The sequence below is a fragment of the Ruegeria sp. AG1 genome (genome assembly GCF_056541705.1).
On sequence record NZ_JBQFYU010000007.1, the window covers coordinates 131,367 to 145,521 of the forward strand.

Genomic DNA, 14,155 nt, shown 5'->3' on the forward strand with positions numbered 1-14,155 from the left:
TTACGCGACTTTGTTGCTGTTGGCCGCCCGACGACGCGGTTTGCGGCTGTTCTCGTTCATGAAGTCGATGACCAGTGGGCGGATATTGTCGCGCCAGCTGCGGCCAGCGAAGATGCCGTAATGCCCCGCACCGGGTTCGACATGGCTTGCTTTCTTGCTGTCCGGCAGACCGGTACACAGATCAAGCGCGGCGATACATTGTCCGGGGGCCGAGATATCGTCATTCGCGCCTTCAACGGTTTTCACGGCCACATCGGTGATTTTGCCCATATCCACCTTGTGCCCAGCGACGACAAATTCGTTCCGCCCGATCTCGCGGTTTTTGAAAATGCGTTCGACCGTGGAGAGGTAAAACTCGGCTGGCATATCCATGACAGCGAGGTATTCATCGTAGAAGCGGTTATGGGCGTCATGGTCCGAGGCTTCCCCCCGCATAACGCGCTGGATCTGATCCGTGAAGGCTGTGGAGTGGCGTTCGGCATTCATCGACATGAACGAAGCCAGCTGCAACAGGCCGGGATAAACCATCCGACCCACGCCTTTGTATTTGAAACCAACGCGCTGGATCATGGTCTCTTCCAACTGGCCCATCGTGACGCGGCGGCCAAAGTCGGTCACGTCAGTCGGCGTAGCGTCGGGATCGACCGGGCCACCGATCAGGGTCAGGGTGCTGGGCTGGGCCTTTGGTTCGACCTCAGCCAGATAGGCAGTTGCGGCCAGTGTCAGTGGTGCAGGTTGGCACACGGCGACGACATGGGTGTCCGGGCCAAGCTCCTTCATAAAATCGACAAGGTAGAGGGTGTAATCCTCGACATCGAACTTTCCGGCGGACACGGGGATATCGCGCGCGTTATGCCAATCGGTGATGTAAACTTCGCAATTGACCAGAAGGCTTTTGACGGTCGAGCGCAGCAAAGTTGCGTAGTGACCGGACATCGGAGCCACCAAAAGCACCTTGCGAGGTTGCGTTTCGCGCCCGTTTACCTTGAAATGGAGAAGGTCCCCAAAGGGACGCTCCAGAACCGAGGTGACTTCGACCAGATGATCTTTGCCATCTTCACACGTGAAAGTCCGGATGCCCCAATCGGGCTTCGCGACCATGCGTTGAAAGGTGCGCTCGGTCACTTCACCCCAGGCGGCCATCCAGCTGAAAGCCGGGTTCGGAACCATCGAAAACAGCGGGTAGGAGGCCATCGCATTTGCCGTCGAACCAAGCCATTGGTTCGTATTGCGCATGGTTTCCATCAGATCGTAGGTCATCATGTAGCGCATCGAAGGATCCTCCGGAGTATCAACCTAAGAGTTCGGACCATTCGTCGCTTTGTCGACCAACGTCCGCGACGTTATTCTGCATAGCAGCGAGAGTAGGGGTGAATTGTTAAAATGACAACAAGTGAAGACAATACGGGCCAAGTTACCGAAGAACATATTGAACGCATTAAAGAAAATATGGAGAAGGTTGAGGCTCTCTCCAAGCGCCTGATCGAAGTCATGGCTTCGAAAAAGTCTCATGTCCCGGCATTGGACGGCCCGAATCAAGAGCTTTATGCACGTGCGGCAACGGCCTATTGGGCCGACGCCTTGCAGAATCCTGCCAAACTGCTGGAACAGCAGATCGAATACTGGGGCAAGTCCGTTTTGAACTTTGCCGAGGCTCAGCAGGCCCTGACCACAGGTGAAGTCGATGAAGACGAACCCAAACCCAAGGATAAACGCTTTTCCAACCCGCTTTGGGACACCAACCCCTATTTTCGCTTGATCCGCCAGCAGTACCAGACCAATGCCGAAGCGATCGCGCAGGCGGTGTCGTCGGTTGAGGACCTTGAAGAGAAGGACAAGCAGCGCCTTCAGTATTTCTCGCAGCAGATCATTGACCTGATGGCCCCCACCAATTTTCTGGCAACCAACCCCGATGCCTTGGAGAAAGCTGTCGAAACCGAGGGGCAATCCCTGATCCAAGGGCTTGAGAACCTCGTCTCGGACCTAGAGGCCAATGATGGTGAGCTTGTGGTCAAGCTTGCGGATGACAGTGCATTCGAGGTTGGGGTCAATATTGCGACCAGCCCCGGCGATGTTGTCTATCGCAACCGTATGATGGAGCTGATCCAATACAAACCGGCAACCGAGACGGTGCACGAAACGCCCATCGTTCTGTTCCCGCCATGGATCAACAAATTCTACATTCTCGACCTCAAAACCCAGAACAGCCTAATCAAATGGGTGACCGAGCAGGGGTACACGCTGTTTGTCGTCAGCTGGATAAATCCCGACTCCACCTACGCCGATGTGGGGATGGAGGACTATATTCAGGATGGGTTCCTGACTGCGATCGAGACGGTCAAGAAGATCTGCAAAGTAAAACAGGTCAACGCCGTTGGGTATTGCATTGCGGGCACGACGCTTAGCCTGACCCTGTCACTGCTCAAACAGCGCGGGGACAAATCGGTCAAGTCGGCGACCTTATTTACGGCTCTGACCGATTTTGGCGATCAAGGAGAATTCACGCCGTTTTTGCAAAACGACTTTGTGGATGGGATCGAGGATCAGGTCGCCAAAGATGGCCTTCTGCGCGCGTGGATTCTTGGACGCACCATGTCCTTCCTGCGTTCGCGCGACCTGATCTACACGCCTGCGATCCGAAGCTATATGATGGGCGAGACCCCTCCGGCCTTTGACCTGCTGTATTGGAACGGTGACGGCTCGAACCTGCCGGGGAAGATGGCGGTGCAGTATCTGCGCGGCCTGTGCCAGCACAACGAATTCGTGGGCGACGGCTTCGAGATGCTGGGCCACAAGCTGCATGTCAGGGATGTGGACGTCCCACTGATGGCTATCACCTGCGAGACGGACCATATCGCCCGCTGGAAAGACTGCTATCGCGGTGTTCAGCAGATGGGGTCCAAGTCCAAGACTTTTGTCGTATCAGAGTCCGGCCATATCGCCGGAATTGTGAACCCGCCCAGCAAGAAGAAATACGGCCACTACACCAACCCAGATCTGAAGTTGGATGCCGAGGCCTGGTTAAAAGACGCTGACTTTCACGAAGGATCCTGGTGGCCGATGTGGGGCGCTTGGCTGAAGAAACGGTCTGGCAAGCAGGTTCCGGCGCGCGAAACGGGTGATTCGGAGCATCCGAGCCTGTGTCCGGCGCCTGGCAGCTATGTTTTGCTAAAGGCAAATCGTTGAGCAAATCGCTGATTTCAAAATGAAATTCGATTTTTTTCTGCATTGCAGCAAGAAAAAACTTGAAATGCTGCGATGCAGAAATCATATTGTCCTCAAGCCGATGGAAACCGGGGTGGGCCCGGTTCGGTGAAAAGGATTAGGACAATGGCAAAGACCCAAGACTTCACCGCGATCATGAAAGACGTCATGGGCGCGTTTCCGGTAGACACCACCGCAATGGAAGGTGCCTTCAAATCGACCGCAGCGCTGAACGAAAAGCTGTCGGGCGTTGCTCTGGACGCGGCTGAGAAATCGGCTGAAATCTCGAACAAATGGACCAAGGACACCCTGGCCAAGCTGACCGAGATGTCGAAAGCAAAGGCCGAGCCTGCTGACTACGCAAAAGCCGCAACCGACTTCGCAAGCGCGTCGGCTGAAGTTGCTGCTGAAAACCTGGCTGCATTCGCTGAAATCGCAAAAAAAGTTCAGTCGGAAACCGTAGAGCTGCTGATGGCCGCTGGCAAAGACGCTGCTGAAGAAGCAACCGCAGCTGTCAAGAAAGCAACTTCTGAGGTGACGACTGCTGCCAAGAAAGCAGCAGCTGCCAAGTAAGAACGTCCGCGACGGGCATCTTATCCTCCCTATAGGTGCCATCGCGTTGGGCAGGTCGATTGACCTGCCCTTTCTTTTTGTGCTGCAGTCGCATAACCTCTGCTGCAACGCATCATCCTTGGGGAGGGTACAAGGTGTCGGACAAAGAAAAACCGCTGTTGATCAAGCGCTATGCCAGCCGTCGGCTGTATAACACCGAGACCAGCGATTATGTGACGCTCGAAGATATTGCGGGGTTCATCCGCGACGGGCGCGAAGTTCAGATCATTGATCTGAAGACGGGCGATGACCTGACCCGCCAGTACCTTTTGCAAATCATCGCCGAGCATGAAAGCCGGGGCGAAAACGTCCTGCCGGTGAATGTTCTGAACGATCTGGTGCGCAGCTACATGGTGCCGGGTGGGGGCATGATGCCGCAATTCCTGCAAAGCTCGTTCGACATGCTGCGCGAAAGCCAAAGCAAGATGATGGAGAATATGAACGCCATGAACCCGATGTCTCAGATGCCGGGGTTCGAGGCGATGCAGGCGCAGCAACAGGCGTTCCTCAAGGCGATGACGGGCGGGTTGTCCGGCAACTGGTCAGGCCCTGACAAAGAGGATGAGTCCGAACCGAAAGAGGATCTGGACGACATCAAAAAACAGCTGGCCGAGTTGCAGCAAAAGCTTTCTAAACTGAATTAAGAGCGCAGGCGATGCGCTGGCTGGTCCTGTGTGTCGCTGTTTTGTTGTCGCAAGCCGTTTGGGCGGAGGGGCAGTTCACTGAAAACTGGTCAGCAGTTTGTCGGTTGGGGACAGATACCTCTGCCGGATGTCAGGATATTCGGGCGCGTAAGATTCTCGATGCGTCCGAGACCCCTTGGCGCGCGATTGGTCGTGTGAACTACGCCGGGCGGGATCAAAGATCGCACTGTACGGGCGTTCTGATCTCGGAAAACCATGTGTTGACGGCGGCGCATTGTCTCTACAATCGATCACGCAAACGCTGGATACCACCCGAGAGTATTCGATTTGCTGCCGGGTACCAGAGGGGCGAGGCGGTCTCGGTTGCGCGGGCTGATGACTATATCTTGCCCGCGGGCCAGGAAGTATCAGCCGGCTTCTCCGATCAGCCCAAATTAGACTGGGCTATACTGGTGCTGGACGCTCCGATCGGGGCCGAGGTCGGTTTCGTGAAACCGGCGGACCAAGAAGTCGAGGCAGGCTTCGTCGCGGGCTATCCGGGTCTGAGGCCTCATGTCCTGAGCCAGACAGAGATCTGCGACATGCGTCCATATGCAGACCAACTGCTGCGTGGAATTTGCCCCGTGATGATGGGGGATTCCGGCGCGCCCCTGTTGGTGAATACCTCGGACGGGCTGCGGGTTGCTGGTGTCCTGTCCCGCATTGCGCCGACCCCCGAAGGGATCGACGCGTTGTTCGTCGCAGTGCTAGGCGTTCAGGTGCCGTAAGCAGGAACTGGACCAATGACCTCACCGACCGAGGCCAGCAGGATGTCGGCGATCACGTCCAGTTCCTCGCGCGTCAGGCGCACGGGCAGGCGCACGTCACAGGCTGTCATCAGCATGGCACGGGTTTGCGGCAGCTCAAACTGCTCAGGCAGGAACTGCCAGTTCCAGAAGGCGCGGGCATTGTCTTCGCTCATGCCAAAGACCTGAACTTTGACGCCGCGCGCCTCAGATGCTGCGGCAAAGGCGCGGATTTCACCCTCATCCATGCCGACCAGATTGAACTGAATCGAATCCGGTGCACGACGTTCGGGCGCAAGCGGGGCGGGGACATCGATATAGTCCGAACTGTTCAGACGTTCCGCAACATAGTCGTGGTTCGCCAGTCCATCGCGCACGCGGCGCGCCAGTTCCGGGATTTGGGGGCGGATCACTGCAGCGCTGAGGTTGCTCATCCGCAAATTATAAAGCGGCAGTTTGTTCTGCCAGCGGGCAAAAGCCTGCTCCAACTCAGGTGAGTTGTCGCCATGCGGGGTTTTGTGCTTCTTCCAGTTATGCTCATAGGCCCCTGACATGATCACGGTACGGGCCACCAGATCGGCGTCGTCAGTGATCAGAATGCCACCTTCGCCCGCGTTGATCATCTTGTAGGACTGGAACGAGAAGCAGCCAATTTTGCCGATGGTGCCGATGTTGCGCCCATGCCAGGTGGTGCCCAGCGAATGGGCGGCATCTTCGATCACCGGGATATCGCGCGTGTCGCACAGCGCCATGATCGCATCCATATCCGAGGTATGGCCGCGCATATGGCTAATGATGACCGCCTGCACATCGTCCAGCTTGGCCTCGAAATCAGCCATGTCGATGCGGTAGTTCGGACCAACTTCGCACAGAACCGGAACGCAATCCGCATGCACGACCGACGATGGCACAGCGGCGAAAGTGAAGCCCGGGATCAGAACCCGCGCATCCCGCGGCAGGCCCAGCGCCTTCAGCGACAGAAACAGAGCAGCCGAGCAGGAGGAAACAGCCAATGCGTATTTCGTTCCCAGCAGCGTGGCGAACTCGGATTCCAGCAAAGCAACCGGCGCGTCTTGCGGCGCGGTGTAACGAAACAGGTCGCCTGACTGCATCAGGGCGTCAATTGCGTCTCGTGCGGCGGCGGGGATGGGTTCGGCATCATGAACGTTGGGTGGCAGCGTCATATTTGGTTTTCCCGAATTCTAACTTTCACTTTATTAAATCAAGCGTGCCGCTCGTGCCAAGCCCCCAATCGCAAGATCGGCAAAATTTCACCAAATTGTCGTATGGAAAGCGGGGGCTAGATCCCCAGCCGATCCCGCATCGCGTACCAGGTCATCGCGAGTACCAGCAGAGGGCTGCGTAGGGCAGGACCACCGGGAAAGGGCAGGGCTGGGACGCGGGCCATTGTATCGAACCCTTCGGCCTGTCCCTGGATGGTCAATGCCATTAGCTGACCGGCATGTGTTGCCGTGCCGATGCCATGGCCGGAATAGCCCGAGGCGGACAGGATATTCGGCGCGACACGCGTTAGATAAGGCATCCGCCGCATTGTGATCGCCAGAGTGCCTCCCCATGCGTAGTCGAGCCTGACGTCCCGCAGATGCGGAAAAATCTCGGTCATTGGTTTGCGCACGGTGGTCGAGATATCCGAAGGGAACTGGTAGCCATAGCTTTCGCCTCCGCCAAACAGCAGGCGCCCATCGGCGCTGAGGCGGAAGTAGTTCACCACGAATTTCGTATCCGCAACAGCGACATCCTGCGTCAGCACGCGTGCGGCCTCACCCCCGAGCGGTTCTGTCGCGGCGATGAAGTTGTTGATGGGCATTACCCGCGCCGCGACCTGCCGGTTCAGTGTCCCAAGGTATCCGTTGCAGGCCAGAATGACGTGTTGGGCGCGAACCTTGCCGCCTTCAGTTAGAACCGTGGCCGGGTCGCCTTGTTCGATCCCTGTCACCTCGGTGCCCTCAAAGACACGCACACCCGCGGCCTCAGCAGCACGGGCCAGACCGAGCGCATAGTTCAACGGGTGCAAATGCGCCGCCCCCATGTCCAGATACCCCCCCTTGTAAGCAGGTGAGGGGCAGAGGGCGTGGCCCGCCTCTTCATCCAGCAGCTCGATCTGATCGTAGCCGTAACGGTCCGACAAATGCGCCGCATGGGCGTGCAGATCGCTGCGCTCGGAAGCTGACAGACCTAGGTTGGCGATACCGGGCTTCAGGTCGCAGTCAATTTTGTGTTTTTTAACCAGAGATTTGACCAAGATCTTCGCATCCTCGGCCAGTTCCCAAAGCTTGACAGCGTCGTCCTGCCCGACGAGCCGCTCCAGATCCTCCTGGTCCATGCGCTGGGCGCTGCCCAACTGGCCGCCATTGCGGCCTGATGCGCCAAACCCAACACGGTGCGCCTCAAGCAGGACAACGTCCATCCCGGCCTCGGCCAGATGCAGCGCAGCGGACAAACCAGTATAGCCGCCACCGACGATGCACACATCGGCGCGCGTTTCGCCCTTGAACTCAGGGAACCGCGCGAGAGGATTGGCTGTCGCGGCATACCAGCTTGCCGGATACTCGGCTTTGCTATCGTTAGAATAGAGAAGGTTCATCCCTGGCGACCCCAAAAGGCTCAGACGTTCAGCAAGAGATGTTCCCGTTCCCACGGAGAGATCACCTGCAAAAACTCTTCATACTCGGCCCGTTTGACGATGCCGTAGACGCGGGCGAATTCGGGGCCCAAAATCTCATGCAACTCAGTGGCTCCGTCAAACAAGTCCAGAGCATTCCCCATCACCTGCGGGATATCCCCTTCGCCCTCATAAGCGTCACCGTAGAACTGCCGACGTGGACGTTCCTGTTGGACCAGCCCCAGATAGCCACAGGCCAGCGACAGCGCGATCCCGAGATACGGGTTGCAGTCCATCCCGGCGATACGGTTTTCCACGCGCCGCGCCTCAGGCCCCGACAGAGGCACCCGGATGCCCGTGGTGCGGTTGTCCCGCGCCCATTCCAGATTGATCGGCGCGGCATGGTCTTTCACATAGCGACGGTACGAGTTCACATACGGCGCCATCACGGCAAGACCGGCGGGCAGGTGGGTCTGCAGGCCCGCGATGAAGTGGTAAAACGCGTCCGTCTCACCGCCTTGCGGACCGGAGAAGATGTTCTGGCCGGTCTCTATGTCGATGATCGAATGGTGGATATGCATCGCCGATCCCGGCTCATCCTCGATCGGTTTCGCCATGAAGGTCGCAAAGCAATTGTGACGCAGCGCGGCCTCGCGGATCAGGCGTTTGAAGTAGAAAACCTCGTCCGCCAGCTTCACTGGATTGCCGTGGCGCAGGTTGATCTCAAGCTGGCCTGCGCCGCCTTCCTGAGTGATCCCGTCAATCTCAAACCCCTGATGTTCGGCGAAGTCATAGATGTCGTCGATCACCGGGCCGAATTCGTCCACGGCCGTCATGGAATAGGCCTGACGCGCGGCGGCAGGACGGCCCGAGCGGCCCATCATCGGCTCAATCGACTGCGCCGGGTCAACGTTGCGGGCGACCAGAAAGAACTCCATCTCCGGGGCGACCACCGGCTTCCAGCCCTTGTCGTGATAGAGCTGCACAACACGCTTCAGCACGTTGCGCGGGCTGTAGGGGATCGGGTTGTCGTCGCGGTCATAGGCGTCGTGGATCACCTGCAGCGTCCAGTCGCCAGTCCAAGGCGCCGCCGATGTGGTCGAGAAATCCGGTTTCAGGATCATGTCGCGTTCAATGAATCCGTCCTCACCCGCGGCTTCACCCCAGCCGCCCGTGATCGTCTGGTAGAAGATACTGTCAGGCAGGTGGAAATAGGATTGCCGCGCGAATTTCGATGCGGGAACGGCCTTGCCGCGGGCAATGCCCGGCAGGTCCGAGATGATGCACTCGACCTCATCCAGCCGATGTCCGGCGATATAGTCTTGTGCGGCCTGCGGTGCTGCGTCTGTCCAATCGGCCATCAGGCCCTCGCTTTCTTCAGAAAATCCGCCATGATCTGCGCGATCCGGGCATTGTGATCCGGTGCTGTTTGTCTGTTCGCTGCGGCTTGCATGAGGTCATCAGGCACTAACCCTTTGCCCCGCGTGCGCATCAGGCCCGAGACGAAATCGTTGGAAAATTCAGGATGCGCCTGCACGGTCCAGATCTGGTCACCGTAGCGCAGCATGGCGTTTTGGCAGAAATCGTTGCTGCCGATCACCTCGGCCCCGTCCGGCACGGCCACGACCTGGTCCTGATGCCAGGCGTTCAGCCAGACGTTATCGCCATCGAAGTCATATTCGGTGCGTCCAACCGACCAACCACCTTGGTATTTTTCGACTTTGCCGCCCAGCGCCTGCGCGATGATCTGGTGACCAAAGCAGACACCCACCAGCGGCTTGCCGCTTTGGTGAATTTGGCGGATCAGGTCCTCAAGCGGGGGAATCCATGGCAGGTCCTCATAGGCCCCGTAGCGAGAGCCTGTGATCAGCCAGCCATCTGCGTCTTCTGCGCTGTCGGGGAAGATCCCGTCAACGACCGCGAACGTTTTGAATTCAAACCCATGTCCGTCCAACAATGCTGGAAACAGAGAGTCATAGTCCCCGAAATCCTGCATGAGCGCATCAGGGGTGTGGCCAGTTTGTAGAATGCCGATTTTCATAAGTCACCGAATTTGATCAAATTCAGAAATACCCGAGAGCGGGCCTTCGGGCAAGGGGTCACACGGCCTCGAGATAGTTTAGCCAGTGTTCGTCTTCGGGGCGGTCTGCAAAACGTGCAATTTCCTGCCGTTTGGTCATCGCCAGATTGCGGATCAATTCCGATGGGAAAAGCCGGGTTATGATCGGGTCACTCTCGAACAGGTCGATGGCGGCGGCCCAGTTGCCAGCAAGCTGAGGCAGACCGTCAATTTCATAAGCATTGCCCGAGATCGGGGCAGGGGGCACCATGCCGTCCTCGATACCGACCAGCGCCGCGCCCAGAACGGCACTCAGCATCAGGTAAGGGTTGATGTCGCCACCAGCCACGCGGTGCTCGATACGTCGGGCCACCGGGGCACCGCCCGGAATACGGATGGCAGCGGTTCTGTTTTCGTAGGCCCAGCTTGCACCGGTGGGCGCATGCGCGCTGGGCACTAGCCGTGCGTATGAATTCCCATGAGGGGCAAAGATCAGAGTGCTGGCGGGCATGGCGGCGAGGCACCCGGCCACTGCTGAGCGCAGCAGGTCGGTGCCCTCGGGCCCGCCATCGTCGAAGATGTTCCGCCCGTCTCGGTCCAGGACCGAGAAATGCACATGCATGCCGTTTCCCGCGTCCTCAGCATAGGGTTTCGTCATGAAGGTCGCGGCAAAGCCGTGTTTGCGGGCCAAACCACGCGTCAACGCTTTGAAAAGCCACGTATCATCGGCGCAGCGCATGGCGTCTTGATGATTGAGGTTGATCTCGAACTGGCCGATCCCGCTTTCGGATATTGCAGTTTGCGCGGGGATGCCCATTGCAGCGCACCCGTCATAGAGGTCGGTGAAGAACGCCTCGAACGCGTCCATTTCAGCGACGGAAAGAACCGCCTCGTCCGTCAGGCGGCGACCAGTGATGGGGTTGAGGGGCGGTAACGGTTGGGGGCCGGACGCGTCAACAAGGGTGAATTCCAACTCGGTCGCCGCAACGACTGACCAGCCGCGCTGCGCGTAGCGCGACAGCACGGAGGCTAGCGCATGGCGCGGGTCGCCCGCAAAGGGAACGCCGTCGTCGTCATAGAGGCTCATGGGAACCAGGGCGGTCGATGTTTCCAACCATGGCACTGGCACAGCCCCGCGCTCGGTCGGAAGCAGGATGCCATCGGCGTCACCGGTTTCGAACACGAGTGGGCTTCCGTCGATATCCGCGCCCCATAGATCGACATTCAACGCTGAGAACGGCATGCGCACGGCACCCTTGCTCAGCTTGTCGGCATAGGAAGGCGGGACACGTTTGCCACGCATCTGACCGTTCAGGTCGCAGGCGGCAACGCGGAAATTGTGCAAGGCGTTCAGGTCCATTGGGGCGGTAGCTCCTCTCGGTTATCCGAGATGTAGCGAAGCCAAACGGCCTTGTCACGAAATTTGATCAAATTTCAGGGGTGGAAAAAGGCGTCGGCACAAATTGCGCCGACGCCACGTGTTTTAGGATCAGACGAACGTTACGCCGTTTTCCGCCATGGGCAGGGTCGTGACCTTCACGCCCGAAAGAGCGCGAATGGCATTCGCCAGGGCCGGGGCGGACGGCGGTGTGCCCGGCTCGCCCACGCCCGTGGGCGCTTCGGCTGACGGAACTATATGGACGTCAATCGCCTGGATATCACCGATCCGCAGAGGCTCGTAATCCGGGAAGTTGAACTGGTCTACCGCGCCGCTGGTCAGCGTGATCTGGTCGCGCATGACGTGACCAATGCCATAGCCGACACCACCTTCGATCTGTGCTTTGACCACATCGGGGTTCACCGCGATGCCGCAATCAACGGCACAGGTGACTTTTTCGATGCGAACTCCGCTATCCAAATCGCCGGACACCTCGACTACTTCGGCCACATAAGAGCCAAAGGACTTGTGAACTGCGATGCCCTGCGCGCGCCCGGCTGGAGCGTTGCCCCATCCGGCCTTCTCAATCGCCAGCTTCAGAACTCCGGCCTTGCGAGCCTGATCTGCGTTGCTGTCATCGCTCAGATGCGCCAAGCGGAACTCGACCGGGTCGCGACCGGCGGCCTCTGCGGCCAGGTCCATCATGGCCTCCATCGCATAGCCCGTATGGGTGTGCCCGACCGAGCGCCACCACAATACCGTCGTGGCTTTCGGTGTATCAGTCAGACCTACGGCCATGCCGGGGATGGCGTATGGGCTGTCAGAAACCCCTTCGACCGAGCTGTGGTCGATGCCGTCATGCACCAGAACGGCTTCGAAGGGCGTCCCCTTGATGACCGACTGACCGGCGATTTGATGGTGCCATCCGACGATGTTTCCTTCACCGTTCAGACCGACGCGCACTTTGTGACCAAAGGCAGGGCGATAGTAGCCGCTGCGTATGTCATCTTCACGCGTCCAGACCAGTTTGACCGGGCGAGAGCGGTCTGTGACCACGAAGGCCAACGCAGCCTCGACCTGATAATCCGCATCAGGTGTTGCGCGGCGGCCAAAGGACCCGCCTGCCAGCATCGTGTTGATATGGATCTTTTCGGCCGGAAGCTCGAAGATCTGCTGGTAGGCCATATGCGGGCCGGTCGGCATCTGCGCGCCATCATGCAGGACAATGTCTCCGTCCGCAGTCTGTTCGATGGTGCAGTTCAGCGGCTCCATCGGCGCATGGGCCAGAAGCGGGAAGTAGAATGTCCGCTCAACCACCGTGTCAGCGCCGTCGATGGCGGCAGAGACGGTTGCAAAATCAGCCTTGTTGACATTGTAGGTCGGCTCGGCATCGAGCGCGTCCATGATCTCGGCCTTGATCTGGTCCGAGTCGCGGGTTTCAGCGCCCGACATATCCCATTCGACCTCAAGCGCATCACGCGCCTGGATCGCGGCCCAGGTGTTTTCCGCGTAGACGGCGACACCCGCTTGGTTGGGTAGAACTGCGGCACTGATGTAGCCTTTGACCTCTTTCGAGGCGCTATCATCAAACCCTTGCGCAATTCCGCCCTTGGATTCGGGGCGTTTGATCATAGCGATCATCTGGTTGGGCAGGTGGACGTCCATGGCATACATGGCCTGACCATTGCCCTTGATCGCCGAATCTTTACGCCGAACGGTTTCATTTCCGATCAGGCGGAACTCGGACGGGTCCTTCAGACGCGGCTCGGTCGGGGCGTCCAGCTGAGCGGCTGCGGCCACGAATTCGGCAATCGGAGCCGACTTGTCGCCGGATTTGACAATGCCTTCTTCGATTGTGACGCCCGATGCGTCGACGCCCCAGCTTTGGGCCGCCGCGTTGATCAGCATCTCGCGTGCGGCAGCACCGGCCTGACGGTATTGCAGCCACGAATTCGCCATCGCGGTCGACCCGCCCGTGCCTTGGAACGGGCCGAACAGAAGGTTGTTGTAGACGTTGGGATCAGAGGGCGCGAATTCGTATTCGATCTGGTCCATTGTCAGGCCGATTTCTTCGGCGATCAGCGTGGGCAGACCGGTCGCAGGACCCTGACCCTTCTCAAAGTGTTTGACGATTGCGGTCACAGTGCCGTCGGCATCAATTTTAACGAAGGGGTTGAACTGAGCGGTCTCGGTCGAGGTCGCCGCCAAAGCGCCATCCGGACGTGCGCCAACTAGCAGGACGGCACCAGCAGCAGCGGCGCCTTTCAGAAATCCACGGCGAGAGGTGTTGATGTTCATGGATCAGGCCTCCAGAATTTCAGATGCGCGCTGGATGCCGGCGCGGATACGTTGATAGGTGGCACAGCGGCAGGCATTGCCGTACATGTACGCGTCGATTTCCTCTGCGCTGGGCTTGGGGTTCTCAGCCAGCAGGCCAACGGCCGACATCACCTGACCCGACTGGCAGTAGCCGCACTGAACCACGTCCAGCTCGACCCAGGCCTGTTGGACAGCTGCGCCGATCATGTCCTCACCGACGGCTTCGATTGTGGTGATCTCGGCGTCTTCGACGTCTTCGATATAAGTCTGACACGAGCGGACGGGCTCGCCATTCAGATGCACGGTGCAGGCGCCGCAAGACGCGACGCCGCAGCCAAATTTGGTTCCGGTGAGCTTCAGCTCATCCCGGATCACCCAGAGCAGGGGCGTGCCGGGTTCGGCGTCGACAGTATGCGTCTCGCCGTTCAGTTTCAGATTGATGGCCATGAGGGGATACTCCGTGTTGGCTTGCTACCTGAGTCGGTAAACTTGCGGGTTTACATGTCGCACAGAAAGTCGCGCCTGTAAACT

The 14,155-nt window shown here is 58.7% G+C and carries 12 protein-coding genes; 4 read left to right on the forward strand and 8 right to left on the reverse strand.

What is annotated here, in order from left to right; translation table 11 throughout:
• Positions 1-1,272: a polyhydroxyalkanoate depolymerase gene (gene phaZ / locus ACR0B5_RS12375; protein WP_170374116.1), complete on the reverse strand. Its 1,272-nt coding sequence runs from the start codon at positions 1,270-1,272 to the stop codon at positions 1-3.
• A gap of 111 nt (positions 1,273-1,383) precedes the next feature.
• Here phaZ and ACR0B5_RS12380 point away from each other — a divergent pair, with 111 nt between their 5' ends.
• The 4 genes from ACR0B5_RS12380 (at position 1,384) to ACR0B5_RS12395 (ending at position 5,227) form a co-directional block, all read left to right on the forward strand.
• Positions 1,384-3,186, forward strand: a complete 1,803-nt coding sequence (locus tag ACR0B5_RS12380; RefSeq protein ID WP_480540763.1) for a PHA/PHB synthase family protein — start codon at positions 1,384-1,386, stop codon at positions 3,184-3,186.
• 144 nt (positions 3,187-3,330) lie between these two features.
• Positions 3,331-3,777: a phasin family protein gene (locus ACR0B5_RS12385; protein WP_170374114.1), complete on the forward strand. Its 447-nt coding sequence runs from the start codon at positions 3,331-3,333 to the stop codon at positions 3,775-3,777.
• Positions 3,778-3,911: 134 nt separating this feature from the next.
• Entirely contained in the window at positions 3,912-4,460 is a 549-nt protein-coding gene (gene phaR, locus ACR0B5_RS12390) for a polyhydroxyalkanoate synthesis repressor PhaR (protein ID WP_170552879.1), read from the forward strand.
• Between the two features lie 11 nt (positions 4,461-4,471).
• Positions 4,472-5,227 carry a trypsin-like serine peptidase gene (locus tag ACR0B5_RS12395; RefSeq protein ID WP_480540765.1) on the forward strand — a complete coding sequence of 252 codons (756 nt, stop codon included), beginning with the start codon at positions 4,472-4,474 and terminating at the stop codon, positions 5,225-5,227.
• On the opposite strand, the gene ACR0B5_RS12400 is transcribed toward ACR0B5_RS12395, so the two are convergent.
• The 7 genes from ACR0B5_RS12400 to ACR0B5_RS12430 all read right to left on the reverse strand — a co-directional run bounded on the left by ACR0B5_RS12400 (position 5,215) and on the right by ACR0B5_RS12430 (position 14,071).
• Positions 5,215-6,429 (reverse strand): DegT/DnrJ/EryC1/StrS family aminotransferase, encoded by a 1,215-nt coding sequence (locus tag ACR0B5_RS12400; protein ID WP_480540767.1) that lies wholly within the window; start codon positions 6,427-6,429, stop codon positions 5,215-5,217. The genes ACR0B5_RS12395 and ACR0B5_RS12400 overlap by 13 nt on opposite strands.
• 116 nt (positions 6,430-6,545) lie before the next feature.
• Positions 6,546-7,850, reverse strand: coding sequence for an NAD(P)/FAD-dependent oxidoreductase (locus ACR0B5_RS12405; RefSeq protein WP_480540769.1), 1,305 nt, complete (start codon positions 7,848-7,850; stop codon positions 6,546-6,548).
• Between the two features lie 20 nt (positions 7,851-7,870).
• Positions 7,871-9,229, reverse strand: a complete 1,359-nt coding sequence (locus tag ACR0B5_RS12410; RefSeq protein ID WP_170374109.1) for a glutamine synthetase family protein — start codon at positions 9,227-9,229, stop codon at positions 7,871-7,873.
• Entirely contained in the window at positions 9,229-9,909 is a 681-nt protein-coding gene (locus ACR0B5_RS12415) for a type 1 glutamine amidotransferase (protein ID WP_170374108.1), read from the reverse strand. Before ACR0B5_RS12415 ends, ACR0B5_RS12410 begins: the two co-directional genes overlap by 1 nt.
• A 58-nt stretch (positions 9,910-9,967) precedes the next feature.
• A complete protein-coding gene (locus ACR0B5_RS12420; RefSeq protein WP_480540772.1) occupies positions 9,968-11,287 on the reverse strand; it encodes a glutamine synthetase family protein in 1,320 nt (439 codons plus the stop codon).
• A 129-nt stretch (positions 11,288-11,416) separates the two neighbouring features.
• Positions 11,417-13,603, reverse strand: coding sequence for a xanthine dehydrogenase family protein molybdopterin-binding subunit (locus ACR0B5_RS12425; RefSeq protein WP_480540774.1), 2,187 nt, complete (start codon positions 13,601-13,603; stop codon positions 11,417-11,419).
• 3 nt (positions 13,604-13,606) lie between these two features.
• Positions 13,607-14,071, reverse strand: coding sequence for a (2Fe-2S)-binding protein (locus tag ACR0B5_RS12430; protein WP_480540776.1), 465 nt, complete (start codon positions 14,069-14,071; stop codon positions 13,607-13,609).
• Between the last annotated feature and the right edge of the window lie 84 nt (positions 14,072-14,155).